Raw genomic sequence first — 15651 nt, 5'->3', positions numbered from 1 at the left:
TCAGGCGGCGTCGTGAAAGATCAGGCCGAGCGCATAGCGCTCACCGGAGCGGACCACCGAAAGACCATGGCGCACCTGTGATGCCGACCAGCCGCGGGTAGAGCGGACCGGGCGGTCCCGGGTGGTGAACAGGAAGCCGTGGCCCTGCGGCAACTGGATTGCGGTGCCGCGGGACTGCGCCCGTGGCCGCTGCTCGACCAACAGAAACTCGCCGCCTGTGTATTCGGTGTCCGGGTCGCTCAGATTGATCACCACTTGAAGCGGAAACACCAAGTCGCCGTAGAGGTCTCGATGCAGGGCATTCCAGTCGTCGGGACCGTACTTCAGCATGAGCGCCGTCGGTCTGACCTGACCGGCGGCATGGCACTTCGCGAGCCATTCGTCGAGGCTGTCGGGCCATGGCGCGTCCCGGCCGAGCTTGGCTGACCAGTCGCGGGCGATGGGCACCAGCCGCGGATACAGCGCGTGCTTGAGCCGCTCGATCGGCTCGGGGTAGGGCGCATGGAAGTACCGATACTCACCTGCCCCATACCGGTGCTGTCGCATGTCGATGGTCCTGCGGAACAGCTCGTCTCTGCTGTAGAGCTTGCGCAGCTTGCCTGCCTCGGCGCGGGTCAGCAGTTTCGGCAGCAGCGCGCCGCCGTGGTCGTTAACGGCGGCGGCGATGGCTGCCCAGTCGCCGGCGTCGACGCGCTTTTCCCAGCGGTTCGGCATTGAGTAGACGATAGGCAATGTCGCCAGAGTCGTGTACTATCGAAAATATGTTCGAACAGATGGCTCGCATCGACCCGGCCGCCGACGAGTCGGCGCTGGTCGCGCGGATCGCCGAGCTCGAGCGGCTCAAATCGGCGGCGGCCGCCGGGCAGGCTCGGGCAGCGGCTGCGTTGGATGCGTCTCGGCGGGCCGCGGAAGCAGCGGCTGGTATGCCCGCAGCGCGTCGAGGGCGGGGAGTGGCCAGCGAGGTCGCCCTCGCCCGGCGCGATTCGCCGGTCCGCGGCGGTCGCCACCTCGGGTTCGCCAAGGCCCTCGTGCATGAGATGCCGCATACGCTGGCCGCGTTGGAGCTGGGGTTCCTTTCGGAATGGCGGGCCACGCTGATCGTGCGGGAGAGCGCGTGCCTGGGTGTCGAGGATCGACAGACGCTGGACGCCGAACTGTGCGCCGATCCGGGCGATCTGGAAGGGATGGGCGACGCCCGGCTGGCCGCAGCCGCCAAGTCGATCGCCTACCGCCTGGATCCGCACGCCGTCGTCGACCGCGCGGCCAAAGCGGAATCCGAGCGCAACGTGACCATCCGTCCCGCACCGGACACCATGACCTATCTGACGGCGCTGTTGCCGGTGGCCCAGGGCGTGTCGGTGTACGCTGCCCTGCGCCGTGCCGCTGACACCACCTTTGACCAACGTTCGCGCGGCCAGGTCATGGCCGACACGCTCGTTGAGCGGGTCACGGGTCGCAGCGCAGCCACCGCGACGCCGATCGCGGTAAGCCTGGTGCTTTCCGACCACACCTTGCTCGGCGGTGACGCCCTCCCGGCCGATATTCGCGGTTATGGCCCGATCCCGGCGGCGATCGCCCGCGGGCTGGTCTCGGCCGCCGCCACGGACCCACGGTCGCGCGCAACACTGCGCCGGCTGTACACCCATCCCCGCTCGGGTGCGCTGGTGGCCATGGAATCCCGGGCCCGGACCTTTCCCCGCGGGCTCGCCACCTTCATCGAACTCCGGGACCAACGATGCCGCACCCCGTACTGTGACGCGCCGATCCGACACCGCGACCACGCCACGCCGCACGCCCGTGGTGGACCGACCGCAGCCGTCAACGGACTCGGCGCCTGTGAACACTGCAATTACGTCAAAGAAGCCGCCGGTTGGCAGGTCAGAACCGACATCGACGAAACCGGCCGTCACACAGCCCAATTCACCACTCCGACGGGAGCTCGCTACCTATCGAGTGCCCCGCCGCTGCCCAGAGCGCCGTCATGGTTGGATATGAGCGAGCTGGAAGCCGCGGTGCGAGTAACCTTGTCGGACCTCCACGCCGCGTAACCGTACGACGGCCGTTGGCCTGCACATACGCTAGCGAGTACGGTAGTAGCGCGGACGAGTTGGCCGGGCGGCCGCGGCTCGTTTCGGCGAGTCGAGGAAAGTCCGGACTTCACAGAGCAGGGTGGTTGCTAACGGCAACCCGGGGTGACCCGCGGGAAAGTGCCACAGAAAACAGACCGCCACCTTCGCGGTGGTAAGGGTGAAACGGTGCGGTAAGAGCGCACCAGCATTCCGGGTGACCGGAATGGCTCGGCAAACCCCACCCGAAGCAAGGCCAAGAAGACCGCACCTTCGGTGCGGTCGCGCAGGCGTCCGAGGGTTGCTCGCCCGAGCCTGCGGGTAGGCCGCTTGAGGCACCCGGTGACGGTGTGTCCAGATGGATGGTCGCCGCCGCGCACTTGGTGGCGCGGTACAGAATCCGGCTTACAGGCCAACTCGCCCGCCCCGACTACCGCAGCTTCTTGCGCACCGCCTTGTCGAGTTTGCGCAGCGCATTGGGCAATTGCCGTCGACAACTACCGGCCAAATCGGCCTCCTGCTGATAGAGCAGGCCATAGGTGAACGTGTCCTCGCCGGCCGCGCTTGCGGCGTCGGCCTGCTGCTGCAAATGTGCTCGGCTGACCACGCTGTCCTGATGCTCGCCGAGCAAAGACTGAATCGCCTCCGCGCGCTTCGCCACCTTCGTCATGCTCACTGCGGCAGCGATGTATCGAAGTCGCTTGGCGCGCTTACGGATTCGGTGCAGTGCCGCATCGCGGCCGTCGTCGGGCGTCGTGGCCGCGGTCTTGGCGGCCTTGCGCACTCGTTTGTAACCGGCGCCGACCGCTGGCTTCGGCTTCTGGCCGGCGCCCGTCGCCGCGGGTTCGGCCACCAGCGCTTCCAGGGCGTCGAGCAACCGGAAGTATTGCTGCGAGCGCATCACGTCCAACGACCGACGCAAGCCCGCCCGGTAGCGGTCCTGAGCGTCATCGACCAGACGTTCCCGGACCCGTCCGCGCACCAGCTGTGGTGGGAGCCGGTCAAGCGCCTGCCGGTAGCGCTCGGCCAAGACCTCGGCATCGCGGGCCTCGCCCAGCACCGCCGCTAGCTCCCGCAATTGGTCGAGCACCGAAGGGTCGTCGGACACCCCGAACGATTCCGGCGAGGCCCGCAACAGGCTGCGAATCTTGCGGGTAGCCACCCGCATCTGATGCACGGCGTCGTCGACGTCGGCGCGCACGGCGCGATCCCAAGCCAGCAACTGGTCGACCTGCGCAGCTACTGCCCGGCGCAGCGGATCGGCCGGCATCGTATTCGTATCGTGGCGGTCGAGCACCCGCGCCAACTTCGATGCATGCCGCGCCGGTGTGGCTCCGGCGTCGAGCAGCCGGGTGCTCAGCCGGTCCAGCAGCTCAGTCTTTGCGACCGCGTCGGGTCTGGCAAGTTCGAGTTCCCATTCGCGCCACCGCTGTTCGGCGCCGGCATCGCCCGGCCAAGCGGTGACGCGGTCATCACAGAACTCGGCCAGCGGCTCGCCGTCGGCGTCGGACAGTAGCTGGACTTCCCGGATCGTGGTGATCCGCGCGACCGGTCGCAGCTCGCGATCCCGCACGATGGCCAGCACCGCATCTCGCACGTCGTCGGGCACCGTGTCGCTCAGCGGCGCCCGAATCTCGGTGCGCACATCAGGACCGGCCGGCAGTTTCAGATGCCATCCGGCGTCGGCGCCGCCGGTGCGGCGGCGCAACGTTATTCGATGCGATGCCAGGTCACGCGCGGGCGTGTCGAAATACCGGGCCTCCAGCGTCTGTGCCGGCCGCTTTTCTATCCGGCTGATCCCCGGGATACCCCCGAACGACGGCGGCAACGTCGACTCGCCGACGTCGAACTTGCGCTCCACCTCCACCTGACGCGACGTGCTGGGGGCCTTCAGCGGCATGTCGCGCGGGACGTCAGAAGCTGTGCTCGTCGGCGGGGAAAACGCTGCTGGCCACCTCTTGAGCGTATTGTGTTGCAGCACGGTGTAATTCGCCTCCGACGTCACCGAACCGCTTGACGAAGCGAGCCGTCTTGCCGCTGGTGAGCCCGGCCATGTCCTGCCAGACCAGCACCTGGGCGTCGCAGTTGGGGCCGGCTCCGATGCCGATGGTCGGAATTGTCAGCTTGCCGGTGATCTGGGTGGCCAATTCGGCCGGCACCATCTCCATCACCACCGAGAACGCACCGGCTTCGGCGACCGCGATCGCGTCGGCGATGGTCTGTTCGGCGGCGTCGCCGCGGCCCTGCACCCGAAAACCACCAAGCGTGTTGACGCTTTGGGGGGTGAACCCGATGTGCGCCATGACCGGGATACCGGCCGCGGTGAGCGCAGCGATCTGCTCGGCGACCCGCTCGCCGCCTTCGAGTTTGACCGCGTGCGCGCCGGCTTCCTTCATGAACCGGGTGGCGCTGGCCAGCGCCGCGGCGGGCCCGGCCTCGTAACTGCCGAACGGCAGATCCGCGACCACCAGCGCGTGCGGGGCGCCCCGGACCACCCCACGAACCAGCGGAATCAGCTCGTCGATGCTGATGGGCACCGTGGTGTCGTAGCCGTAGACGACGTTGGCGGCGGAGTCACCGACCAGCAGCACCGGAATGCCGGCGTCGTCGAAAATCCGTGCGGTGGAGTAGTCGTAGGCCGTGAGCATGGCCCACTTGTGGCCCTCCGCCTTCATCTTCTGCAGATGGTGGATGCGGGTCTTGGTTCGCGGCGCGGCACCGGACGCGCCACCGTAAACAGTGTGCTCAGACATCATTGTCCTTGAGTGTTCGCCGGGTCGATCCTCGTGGCCCTGCCGGGTCCCCGGGTTCGTCTGACGTTGCCAGTCTGCCATCTATCGCCCCACCGATACATACCAAGGTCAGTTGAGTTGCTCACAGTGGGTGCATTGGCGATTCCCCCGCCATCGCGGTGCGCCGGGCATACCATCTGCGCATGCAGCGGCTCAGCGGACTCGACGCCAGTTTTCTGTACCTGGAAACGCCCTCCCAGCCGTTGCATGTGTGCTCCATATTGGAGCTGGACACCTCGACAATGCCGGGCGGCTACAGCTTCGACCGGCTGCGCGACGAATTGGCGATCCGGATCAAGGCGATGCCGCAGTTCCGCGAGAAGCTGGCGGACAGCGCGTTTAACCTCGACCACCCGGTTTGGGTCGACGACGACACCTTCGACATCAGCCGGCATCTGCATCGCATCGGGCTGCCGCCGCCGGGCGGCCGGATGGAACTGTCGGAGATCTGCGGCCACATCGCGGGTCTGCCGCTCGACCGCAGCCGACCGTTGTGGGAAATGTGGGTCATCGAGGGTGTCGCGGGCACCGACGCCCAGCAGAACGGCCGGCTGGCCTTGATGACCAAGGTCCACCACGCCTGCGTGGACGGAGTGACCGGTGCGAACCTGATGTCGCAGCTCTGCAGCACCGAAGCCGATGCGCCGCCACCGGAACCGGTCGACGGGGTAGGCGGGGCCAACACCATGCAGATCGCCGTGAGTGGTCTCGCGAAGTTCGCGTCGCGGCCGCTGCATTTGGCCAACGTGCTGCCCAATACGGCGGCGTCGGTGGCGAAGACGGTGGCGCGGGCGCGCAGCGGTCAGGCGATGGCGCGGCCGTTCGCCGCGCCGCGAACCACGTTCAACGCCAGCATCACCGGGCACCGCAACATCGCTTATGCGCAGCTGGATCTCGGGGACATCAAGAAGGTCAAGGACCACTTCAACGTCAAAGTCAACGACGTGGTGATGGCCCTGGTGTCCGGGGTGCTGCGCCAATTCCTGTTCGACCGCGGCGAATTGCCGGAGTCGTCGTTGGTGGCGATGGTGCCGGTGTCGGTGCACGGAAAATCCGACCGGCCCGGCCGCAACCAGGTTTCGGGACTGTTCTCCAGCCTGCAAACCCATATCGCCGACCCGGCCGAGCGCATCAAGGCCATTGCCGATGCGAATTCGGTTGCCAAGCAACATAGTTCGGCGATCAGCGCCACGCTGTTGCAGGACTGGTCGCAGTTCGCCGCGCCGGCCGTGTTCGGCCTGGCGATGCGGGCCTACGCCAAGACCCGGCTGACCCGCAGCCGGCCGGTGCACAACCTGGTAGTGTCCAACGTCCCCGGTCCGCAGATGCCGCTGTATCTGCTGGGCTGCGAGGTCAAGGCTATGTATCCGTTGGGCCCGATTTTCCACGGCTCGGGGCTCAACATCACCGTCATGTCGCTCAACGGCAAGCTGAACGTGGGATTGATCGCCTGCCCAGAGCTGGTGCCCGACTTGTGGGAATTGGCCGACGACTTCGCCGTCGGGATGGAAGAACTGCTCCTCGCGACCCGGTAGCCGCGAGCTGCTTACGGCGCATGGCAGCATAGGTGGACATGGGCCTGCCTCGCCGCGACGCGATCGCGCGCACGACGTTGATCTGGACCGCAATGGCCGCGATCGTGCTCACTGTAGCGAGCTGCACACACGTCGTCGCCGGTCGGGCGCGGATGGCCGGGCCGAAAATCGGCCAGGCGCTGGAGTGGGGACAGTGCCGGGTCTCCGGCGGTACCGCGGTTAAGCTTCCGGCCGGCGCACAATGCGGCAAGATCGCCGTGCCCGTCGACTACAACCGCCTCGACGGCGACGCCGCGACGCTGGCGATGATTCGTTTCCCGGCAACCGGCGACAAGATCGGCTCGCTGGTCATCAATCCCGGCGGCCCGGGTGAATCCGGGATCGAGGCGGCCGTGGGCGTCGTGCAGTCCCTGCCGCCGCAGGTCCGCGAGCGCTTCGACCTGGTCGGCTTCGACCCGCGCGGGGTGGCGTCGTCGCGCCCGGCGATCTGGTGTAACTCCGACGCCGACAACGACCGGTTGCGCGCCGAACCGCAGGTGGATTACAGCCCGGCGGGCGTGGCACACATCGAAGACGAGACCAAGCAGTTCGTGCAGCGCTGTGTCGACAAAATGGGCAAGAAGTTCCTGGAGAACGTCGGAACCGTCAACGTCGCACGCGATCTGGACGCGATCCGCGATGCGCTGGGCGACGACAAGCTGACCTACCTGGGCTACTCGTATGGCACGCGGATCGGGTCGGCCTACGCCGAGGCCTACCCGCAGAACGTGCGGGCGATGATCCTGGACGGCGCGGTCGACCCGAACGCGGACCCGATCGAGGCAGATTTGCGGCAGGCCAAGGGATTTCAGGACGCATTCAACGACTACGCGGCCGAATGCGCCAAGGCCCCGAACTGTCCGCTCGGCACCGACCCGGCCAAGTCGGTCGACGTGTACCACAGCCTGGTGAATCCGCTTGTCGATCCGGCCAATCCGATGAAGAGCAGGCCGGCGCACACCAAGGACCCACGCGGGCTCAGTTACAGCGACGCGATTGTCGGCACCATCATGGCGCTGTACTCGCCGACCCTGTGGCACCACCTGACCACCGGGCTGACCGAGCTGAAAAGCGATCGGGGCGACACCCTGCTGGCGTTGGCCGACATGTACATGCGCCGTGATTCGCACGGCCACTACACCAACGCCAGCGACGCGCGGGTGGCGATCAACTGCGTCGACCAGCCGCCGGTCAAGGATCGCGCCAAGGTCATCGACGAGGATCGCCGCTCCCGTGAGATCGCGCCGTTCATGAGCTACGGCAAGTTCACCGGCGACGCGCCGCTGGGCACCTGCGCGTTCTGGCCGGTGCCGCCGACGAGCAAACCGCACAGCATCTCGGCGCCGGGGCTGCCGCCGACCGTGGTGGTGTCGACCACTCACGACCCGGCGACGCCGTACAAGGCCGGTGTCGACCTTGCCAAGCAGCTGCACGGCGCCCTGCTCACCTTCGACGGAACCCAGCACACGGTGGTGTTCCAGGGCAACAGCTGCATCGACGACTACGCGACGGCCTACCTGGTCAAGGGCACCACGCCGCCCCAGGGCGCGAAATGCTAGGGCGAGCAGACGCAAAACCGCCCAAAAGCGGTGCGGTTTGGGCGATTTTACGTCTGCTCGGCAGATAACGAGACCAAGGTGTGACCTTCCGGCGGCACTACGCGTGACCGGCGCATGCGACGATTGCTGGCCATGTGGCGCATGAGACGGCTGAGCTCTGCGCTGCTTTCCTTCGTGTTGCTCCAGGCGCTGGCCGTCGCACCCGGGCACGCCACCCCCGAGCCCGACTCCGGGCAGGCACCCAGCTCCGCCGCGCCGGCCTGGGGGAGCTGCAGCCGATTCGTCGACGACACCAGCGACATTCCCAGCGCGCGCTGCACCACCGTGACGGTTCCCGTCGACTACACCGTGCCCGGAGGGGCCCAGCTTCAGCTCGCCGTGATTCGCATCCCGGCCAGCGGACCCCGCATCGGGTCACTGCTGGTCAATCCGGGCGGTCCGGGAGCGTCGGCCGTCGACACCGTCGCCGGCATGGGCGCCGCCCTGGCGGACAGCGAGGTCGTTCGCCGCTTCGACCTGGTGGGATTCGATCCGCGCGGCGTCGGCCATTCCACCCCGACGCTGCGCTGCCGCACCGACGCCGAATTCGACGCCTACCGCCGCGAACCGATGGTCGACTACAGCCCCGCCGGCGTGGCCCACATCGAACAGGTCTACCGGCAGCTGGCCCAGCAATGCGCCGACCGGATGGGCGCGGCGTTCCTGCGGAACGTCGGAACCGAGTCCGTGGCGCGCGACATGGACATGGTCCGGCGGGCGCTGGGTGACGAGCAGCTCAACTACCTGGGCTTCAGCTACGGCACCGAGCTGGGCACCGCCTACGTCGAGCGGTTCGGCAACCATGTGCGGTCGATGGTGCTCGACGGTGCCATCGACCCCACCGTCGGGCCGATCGACGAGAACGTCAACCAGGAAGCCGGCTTCCAAACCGCGTTCAACGACTACGCGGCCGACTGCGCCCGCTCGCCGGGCTGCCCGCTGGGCACCGACCCCGCCAAATGGGTCGCCCGCTACCACCAGCTGGTCGACCCGCTGGTCACCAAGCCGGGCAAGACGTCGGATCCGCGCGGCTTGAGCTACGCCGACGCGACCACCGGCACCATCAACGCGCTCTACACCCCGCAGCACTGGAAATATCTGACCAGCGGGTTGCTGGGTCTGCAACACGGCACCGACGCCGGTGACCTGCTGATGCTGGCCGACGACTACAACGGGCGCGACGACGACGGCCACTACGACAACTCCCAGGACGCATTCAACGCGGTCCGATGCGTCGACGCTCCCTCACCGACCGACGTGGCCTCCTGGGTAGACGCCGACCGCCGGATCCGCCAGGTCGCACCATTCCTGTCCTACGGGCAGTTCACCGGATACGCGCCGCGCGACCTGTGCGCGCTGTGGCCGGCGCCGGCCACGTCGTCGCCGCATCCGGCGGCACCCGTCGCGCCGGGCAAGGTCGTCGTGGTCTCCACCACCCACGACCCGGCCACGCCGTATCAGGCTGGGGTCAACCTGGCCCGCCAGCTCGGCGCCCCGCTGATCAGCTACAACGGCACCCAGCACACCGCCGTGTTCAACGGCGACCGCTGCGTCGACACCGCAGTCGCGCGTTATTTCGTCGACGGGGTGTCTCCGGGCAGCCTGCAGTGCTAAGACGCGATACGCTTCGCATCATGGATCGACAGAAGGAATTCGTGCTCCGCACGCTGGAGGAACGGGATATCCGTTTCGTCCGGCTGTGGTTCACCGATGTGCTCGGCTTCCTCAAGTCGGTCGCGATAGCTCCGGCCGAACTCGAGGGCGCATTCGAGGAGGGCATCGGCTTCGACGGTTCCTCGATCGAGGGCTTCGCCAGGGTCTCGGAAGCCGACATGGTGGCTCATCCCGACCCGTCGACCTTCCAGGTGCTGCCCTGGACCACCAGCACCGGACATCACCACTCGGCCCGGATGTTCTGCGACATCACCATGCCCGACGGCTCGCCGTCATGGGCCGACCCGCGCCACGTGCTGCGCCGTCAGCTCGGCAAAGCCAACGAGCTCGGGTTCTCCTGCTACGTGCATCCAGAGATCGAGTTCTTCCTGCTGCAACCCGGTCCCGACGACGGCCAGCCGCCCGTCCCGGCCGACGACGCCGGCTACTTCGACCAAGCTATCCACGACTCCGCGTCGAACTTCCGCCGCCGCGTGGTCGAAGCGCTCGAATCCATGGGCATTTCGGTGGAGTTCACCCACCACGAAGGCGCGCCGGGTCAGCAGGAGATCGATCTTCGCTTCGCCGACGCGCTGTTGATGGCCGACAACGTGATGACGTTCCGGTACCTGATCAAGGAAGTGGCGCTGGAGGAGGGCGTGCGGGCGTCGTTCATGCCCAAGCCGTTCGGGCAGTTCCCCGGCTCGGCGATGCACACCCACATGAGCCTGTTCGAAGGCGAGGTCAACGCCTTCCACAGCCCCGACGACCCGCTGCAGCTCTCTGACGTCGCGAAGTCGTTCATCGCCGGAATCCTCGAGCACGCCAGCGAGATCAGCGCGGTCACCAACCAATGGGTCAACTCCTACAAGCGGCTGGTGCACGGCGGCGAGGCGCCCACCGCCGCGTCCTGGGGAGCGGCCAACCGGTCGGCGCTGGTACGGATTCCGATGTACAGCCCGCACAAGACGTCGTCGCGGCGCATCGAGGTGCGCAGCCCCGACTCGGCGTGCAACCCCTACCTGACGTTCGCGGTGCTGCTGGCCGCCGGGCTGCGCGGCGTCGAAAAGGGTTACGCGCTGGGCCCGCAAGCCGAGGACAACGTCTGGGACCTCACGGCCGAGGAGCGCCGCGCGATGGGCTACCGCGAGCTGCCGTCGAGCCTGGACAGTGCGCTTCGCGCCATGGAGAGCTCCGAGCTGGTCGCAGAAGCGTTGGGGGAGCACGTATTCGACTTTTTCCTGCGCAACAAGCGCAGGGAATGGGCCAACTATCGCAGCCACGTCACGCCGTTCGAGCTCAAGACGTATCTCTCGCTCTGACGCCGCGCCGTGTGCGCTACCGTCGTGGTCGTGAGCCAACCCGCCACGCAGCGCCCGAAACTGCCCAGCGTCGGCCGGCTCGGGTTGGTCGACCCACGCGCGAGCGCCTACCTAGCGCAACTGGGCTGGGACAGCGAGGAGGACCAAGACCACATCGACTTGCTGTGGGCGCTGTCGCGCGCACCCGATGCCGACGCCGCGCTGGGTGCGATGGTCCGGCTGGCCGAGGCGCTCGGCGACGGATGGGATGAACTCAACACGGCGCTGCTGACCGATCGCGGGCTACGGGGCCGGCTGCTGGCGGTGCTGGGCTCCTCGCTGGCGTTGGGGGACCACCTGGTCGCCCACCCGCGGTCCTGGCATCTACTGCGGGGCGACGTGACACTGCCGTCGGCCGACGAGCTGCGGCGCACCTTCCTCGAAACGTCAAGCGGCGCAAGCCTCGAGCAATTGCGGGTGCTGTACCGTGACCGGCTGCTGGTGCAGGCCGCGCTCGACCTGGCCTCGGCGGTCGAGGACGAGCCGGTGCTGCCGTTCACCGCGGTCGGCGCCCACTTGGCCGACATCGCCGACGCCGCACTGGGCGCGGCGCTGTCCGTCGCCGAACAGACGGTGTGCGGCGACGACACACCGCCCCGGCTGGCCGTCATCGCGATGGGCAAATGCGGTGCCCGCGAACTGAACTACGTCAGCGACGTCGATGTGATCTTTGTTGCCGAGCGCGCCGACTCGGTGAGCACCCGGCTTGCCGGCGAGATGATGCGGGTGGCGTCGGAGGCCTTCTTCGAGGTGGACGCCAACCTGCGCCCGGAGGGCCGGCACGGCGAGCTGGTCCGCACGCTGGACTCGCACATCGCCTACTACCAGCGCTGGGCCAAGACGTGGGAGTTCCAGGCTCTGCTCAAGGCCCGACCGGCCGCCGGCGACCTCGAGCTGGGGCAACGCTACGTGGCGGCGTTGATGCCGATGGTCTGGAGCGCTTGCGAGCGTGAGGATTTCGTCGACGAGGTGCAGGCGATGCGGCGACGGGTCGAGCAGCTGGTGCCGGCCGACGTGCGCAGCCGCGAGATCAAACTCGGCAGCGGCGGCTTGCGCGATGTGGAGTTCGCGGTGCAGCTGCTGCAGCTGGTGCACGGCCGCAGCGACGAGTCGCTGCACGTTGCCTCGACGGTGGACGCGCTGGCCGCGCTGGGACGCGGCGGCTACGTCGGCCGCGACGACGCGGCCAATCTGACCGCCTCGTACGAGTTTCTTCGGCTGCTGGAACACCGGCTGCAGCTGCAGCGGCTCAAGCGCACCCACATGCTGCCGGCCCTCGACGACGACGAGGCGCTGCGCTGGCTGGCCCGCGCGGCCCACATCCTGCCCGACGGGCGCCGCGACGCGCTGGGTGTGCTGCGCGAAGAACTCAAGCGCCACAACGTGCGGGTGTCCCGGCTGCACGCCAAGCTGTTCTATCAGCCGCTGCTGGAATCGGTCAGCCCGGCGGGCCTGGAGTTCGCCCAGGGCATGACGCCGGAAGCCGCCGAACGTCAGCTGGCCGCGCTCGGCTATGACGCGCCGCAGAGTGCGCTGACCCATCTGTCCGCGTTGATCAACCAGAGCGGGCGCCGCGGCCGGGTGCAGTCGGTGCTGCTGCCCAAGCTGCTGGACTGGTTGTCGGACACACCGGACCCCGACGGTGGACTGCTGTCCTACCGTCGGCTGTCCGAGGCGATGGCGCCGCACCGCTGGTATCTGTCGACGCTGCGGGACAGCAGCGCGGTGGCCAAGCGGCTGATGCGGGTGCTGGGCACCTCGGCGTATGTGCCGGATCTGCTGATGCGCGCGCCGGAGGTCATTCAGTCCTACGGCGACGGACCGTCGGGACCGAAGCTGCTGGAAACCGATCCCGACGCGGTCGCCGGCGCGCTGGTGGCCTCGGCGAGCCGGCACGCCGACCCGGTTCGCGCCATCGCCGCCGCACGTAGCCTGCGCCGCCGAGAGCTGGCCCGCGTCGCCTCCGCGGACCTGCTCGGCATGCTCGAGGTGACCGACGTGTGCGCCGCGCTCACCTCGGTGTGGGTGGCGGTGCTGCAGGCCGCACTGGACGCGGTGATCCGCGCGAACACTCCCGCGGATGGCCGGACCCCCGCCAAGATTGCCGTGATCGGGATGGGCCGCCTGGGTGGCCGCGAATTGGGCTACGGCTCGGACGCCGACGTGATGTTCGTCTGCGAACCGGCTGCCGGCGTGGAGGATTCGGCCGCGGTGCGCTGGTCGGTGTCGGTGGCAGAGGGTGTCCGGGCTCTACTGGGCACGCCCAGCGCCGATCCGCCGCTGGAGGTCGACGCCAATCTGCGCCCGGAGGGGCGCAACGGTCCGCTGGTCCGCACGCTGGCGTCGTACGCCGCCTACTACGAGCAGTGGGCGCAGCCGTGGGAGGTGCAGGCACTGCTGCGCGCACACTCGGTGGCCGGTGACGCGGAGCTCGGCCAGCGTTTCCTTCTGATGGCCGACAAGACGCGTTACCCCGAGGGGGGAGTGTCCGCCGAAGCGGTGCGCGAAATCCGGCGGATGAAGGCGCGCGTCGACGCCGAGCGGCTGCCGCGCGGCGCCGACCCGAACACACACACCAAGCTGGGGCGCGGCGGACTGGCCGACATCGAATGGACCGTGCAGTTGCTGCAGCTGCGGCACGCCCACGCGATCCCCGCTCTGCACAACACTTCGACGCTGGAATCCCTGGACGCCATCGCCGCGGCCGAGCTGATCGCCGCCGACGAGGTGGATCTGCTGCGCCAGGCCTGGTTGACGGCGACGCGGGCACGCAACGCGCTGGTGCTGGTGCGCGGCAAGCCCACCGACCAGCTGCCGGGGCCGGGGCGTCAGCTCAACGCGGTCGCGGCCGCCGCCGGTTGGGATAAAGGTGACGGCGGCGAGTTCCTGGACAACTACCTGCGGGTGACGCGTCGCGCAAAAGCGGTGGTGCGCAAGGTTTTCGGAGATTGAGGAGCAGGCGCGGGTGAACATCGAGTACGAGGTCATGGGCGCCGACGAGCATGACCGGCTGACGGCGCTGTACGGCCCGCTGACCGACGCCGTGCGTGAGCTCATCGACGCCACCATCCGGACCGGGGTCGACGAAGACACCATTCGTCACGCGCACACCGCAATCCGGGCGGTGACTCAGCAGTTGCGCAGCCGCCCACCCGACGGGCCGCACGGCGTGCGCTATGCCGTCGACGGGCGCCCGCTGGCGTGGGGCAACGCCGTGGTCGGTCTGCGCAACCCGATCTCGCCGCCGCTTACCATCCACCATGAGGGCCGATGTTGCTGGAGCGAATTCAGCCTCGGCGCGGCCTACGAAGGGCCGCCGGGGCTGGTGCACGGCGGCGTCTGCGCGCTGGTGCTCGACCACGTGCTGGGGGAGGCGGCCAGCGAGGGCCTGACCAAGCCGCGGTTCACCGGAACCATCACCGTCAGGTACCTGCGCGGCACTCCGCTGGGCGAGCTGCGCGCCGAAGCCGTGATCGAGCGCGCTGAAAGCGTCAAAACCTTTGTCCGCGGCCATCTTTCCGATTCAGAAGGAATCACCGTCGAGGCGGAGGGGATCTTCGTTCAGCCGGCGTGGGCGCGGGACGCCGGATGAAGTTCTACATCAGCAGCGCCTACCTGAAGACCCGCGAGATCATCGAAATCGCCAAGGCAGCCGACGAGTTGGGCTACGACGGGATCGGGATTCCCGATCACGTCGTCAACCTGGAGACGCTGAGCACGCCGTACCCGTACACCAAGGACGGGCAGCGGCGCTGGCAGCCGTTCACCGACTGGCCCGACCCGTGGGTGCTGGTCGGTGCGCTCGCGCAAGTCACCAACCGGCTGCGGTTCGTCACCACCGTCTACATCCCTGCGATGCGCAACCCGTATTCGGCGGCGAAGGCCATCGGCACCGCGGCCTGCCTGGCCGACGGACGGGTGGAGCTCGGCGTGGGGGTCGGCTGGTGCGCAGACGAATTCGTATTGATGGAGCAACGATTCGAGGACCGCGGCAAACGCACCGACGAGATGCTCGAGCTTCTCGCTGCCTTGTGGCGGCCGGGCTGGACCGAGTTCGACGGCCAGTTCTATCAGACGCCGCGGCTGGAGATGGAGCCGACGCCGCCGCGGGTGCCGATCTACGTCGGCGGGCTCAGCGAGATCGCGTTGCGCCGAGCCGCCCGCCACGACGGCTGGATCGGCGACCTGATCCGCACGGAGCGCGCGATCGAGGTGGTAGGCCGGCTGCGTGCGTTGCGGGCCGAAAGCGGTTTGGGCATGGATGATTTCACCATCCTTACGCCGCTCACCGATGCCTTCACGGTGGCCGACTATCAGCGGGCGGCCGACGCCGGCATCACCGGGATCCTCACCATGCCGTGGATGTTCTACACCGGCCCGGACGCCACGCTGGCCGAGAAAGTCGACGGCATGCGACGCTTCCGCAAGGACCTGGCGCTCGACGGCTGAGGGCAGGCCGTGGAGCCGGCGCCACTCCACGTCGAGTGTGCATTCTGGACGCCGACTGTGCATCCTGGGTGAAGAAATCGCCGGAATCCCGCCCTCAGTGCACACTCGGCGCCCTCAATGCACAGTGGACGCCGTCACGCCGGTCAAAACCGTTCCCT

At 68.1% G+C, this 15651-nt stretch carries 11 protein-coding genes and 1 other RNA gene; 9 read left to right on the top strand and 3 right to left on the bottom strand.

Features of this window, described 5'->3' with window-relative positions; translation table 11 throughout:
• Positions 1-714 carry a 2OG-Fe(II) oxygenase gene (locus tag AWB95_RS12285; RefSeq protein WP_062541268.1) on the bottom strand — a complete coding sequence of 238 codons (714 nt, stop codon included), beginning with the start codon at positions 712-714 and terminating at the stop codon, positions 1-3.
• Between the two features lie 47 nt (positions 715-761).
• On the opposite strand from AWB95_RS12285, the gene AWB95_RS12280 reads away from it, so the two are divergent.
• On the top strand, positions 762-2048 hold the full coding sequence (locus AWB95_RS12280) for an HNH endonuclease (RefSeq protein ID WP_085168282.1): 1287 nt from the start codon (positions 762-764) through the stop codon (positions 2046-2048).
• A gap of 55 nt (positions 2049-2103) precedes the next feature.
• Positions 2104-2490: RNase P RNA component class A (rnpB, locus tag AWB95_RS12275), an RNA gene on the top strand.
• 6 nt (positions 2491-2496) lie between these two features.
• Here the strand turns inward: rnpB and AWB95_RS12270 are convergent.
• Positions 2497-3966, bottom strand: coding sequence for a CYTH and CHAD domain-containing protein (locus tag AWB95_RS12270; RefSeq protein ID WP_062539910.1), 1470 nt, complete (start codon positions 3964-3966; stop codon positions 2497-2499).
• 13 nt (positions 3967-3979) lie between these two features.
• Entirely contained in the window at positions 3980-4819 is an 840-nt protein-coding gene (gene panB / locus AWB95_RS12265; RefSeq protein ID WP_062539913.1) for a 3-methyl-2-oxobutanoate hydroxymethyltransferase, read from the bottom strand.
• Positions 4820-5001: 182 nt separating this feature from the next.
• On the opposite strand from panB, the gene AWB95_RS12260 reads away from it, so the two are divergent.
• The 7 genes from AWB95_RS12260 (at position 5002) to AWB95_RS12230 (ending at position 15493) form a co-directional block, all read left to right on the top strand.
• The gene (locus AWB95_RS12260) at positions 5002-6393 is read left to right on the top strand and encodes a WS/DGAT/MGAT family O-acyltransferase (RefSeq protein ID WP_062539914.1); all 1392 of its coding nucleotides are present in this window, start codon (positions 5002-5004) and stop codon (positions 6391-6393) included.
• Between the two features lie 32 nt (positions 6394-6425).
• Positions 6426-7991 (top strand): alpha/beta hydrolase, encoded by a 1566-nt coding sequence (locus AWB95_RS12255; RefSeq protein ID WP_099539465.1) that lies wholly within the window; start codon positions 6426-6428, stop codon positions 7989-7991.
• A gap of 123 nt (positions 7992-8114) precedes the next feature.
• Positions 8115-9644: an alpha/beta hydrolase gene (locus AWB95_RS12250; protein ID WP_099539473.1), complete on the top strand. Its 1530-nt coding sequence runs from the start codon at positions 8115-8117 to the stop codon at positions 9642-9644.
• A gap of 20 nt (positions 9645-9664) precedes the next feature.
• Positions 9665-11005 (top strand): type I glutamate--ammonia ligase, encoded by a 1341-nt coding sequence (glnA, locus tag AWB95_RS12245; RefSeq protein WP_085168281.1) that lies wholly within the window; start codon positions 9665-9667, stop codon positions 11003-11005.
• A gap of 24 nt (positions 11006-11029) precedes the next feature.
• Positions 11030-13996, top strand: coding sequence for a bifunctional [glutamine synthetase] adenylyltransferase/[glutamine synthetase]-adenylyl-L-tyrosine phosphorylase (locus AWB95_RS12240; protein WP_085168280.1), 2967 nt, complete (start codon positions 11030-11032; stop codon positions 13994-13996).
• 34 nt (positions 13997-14030) lie between these two features.
• A complete protein-coding gene (locus AWB95_RS12235; RefSeq protein ID WP_062540416.1) occupies positions 14031-14636 on the top strand; it encodes a PaaI family thioesterase in 606 nt (201 codons plus the stop codon).
• Positions 14633-15493, top strand: coding sequence for a TIGR03619 family F420-dependent LLM class oxidoreductase (locus tag AWB95_RS12230; RefSeq protein WP_062540414.1), 861 nt, complete (start codon positions 14633-14635; stop codon positions 15491-15493). The genes AWB95_RS12235 and AWB95_RS12230 overlap by 4 nt, the downstream gene beginning before the upstream one ends.
• Positions 15494-15651 lie beyond the last annotated feature (158 nt).

It is taken from the genome of Mycobacterium celatum (genome assembly GCF_002101595.1).
In the GTDB taxonomy this organism is placed as follows: domain Bacteria; phylum Actinomycetota; class Actinomycetes; order Mycobacteriales; family Mycobacteriaceae; genus Mycobacterium; species Mycobacterium celatum.
Note: the sequence above shows the minus strand (reverse complement) of the source record. Positions and strands in the feature narration are given on the sequence as shown.

What these genes read in the sequence shown, in the direction of transcription:
- glnA (WP_085168281.1), top strand. Translation starts at nt 9,665, where the DNA reads ATGGATCGACAGAAGGAATTCGTGCTCCGCACGCTGGAGGAACGGGAT.
- AWB95_RS12285 (WP_062541268.1), bottom strand. Translation starts at nt 714, where the DNA reads ATGCCGAACCGCTGGGAAAAGCGCGTCGACGCCGGCGACTGGGCAGCC.
- AWB95_RS12230 (WP_062540414.1), top strand. Translation starts at nt 14,633, where the DNA reads ATGAAGTTCTACATCAGCAGCGCCTACCTGAAGACCCGCGAGATCATC.
- AWB95_RS12280 (WP_085168282.1), top strand. Translation starts at nt 762, where the DNA reads ATGTTCGAACAGATGGCTCGCATCGACCCGGCCGCCGACGAGTCGGCG.
- panB (WP_062539913.1), bottom strand. Translation starts at nt 4,819, where the DNA reads ATGTCTGAGCACACTGTTTACGGTGGCGCGTCCGGTGCCGCGCCGCGA.
- AWB95_RS12260 (WP_062539914.1), top strand. Translation starts at nt 5,002, where the DNA reads ATGCAGCGGCTCAGCGGACTCGACGCCAGTTTTCTGTACCTGGAAACG.
- AWB95_RS12235 (WP_062540416.1), top strand. Translation starts at nt 14,031, where the DNA reads ATGGGCGCCGACGAGCATGACCGGCTGACGGCGCTGTACGGCCCGCTG.
- AWB95_RS12270 (WP_062539910.1), bottom strand. Translation starts at nt 3,966, where the DNA reads ATGCCGCTGAAGGCCCCCAGCACGTCGCGTCAGGTGGAGGTGGAGCGC.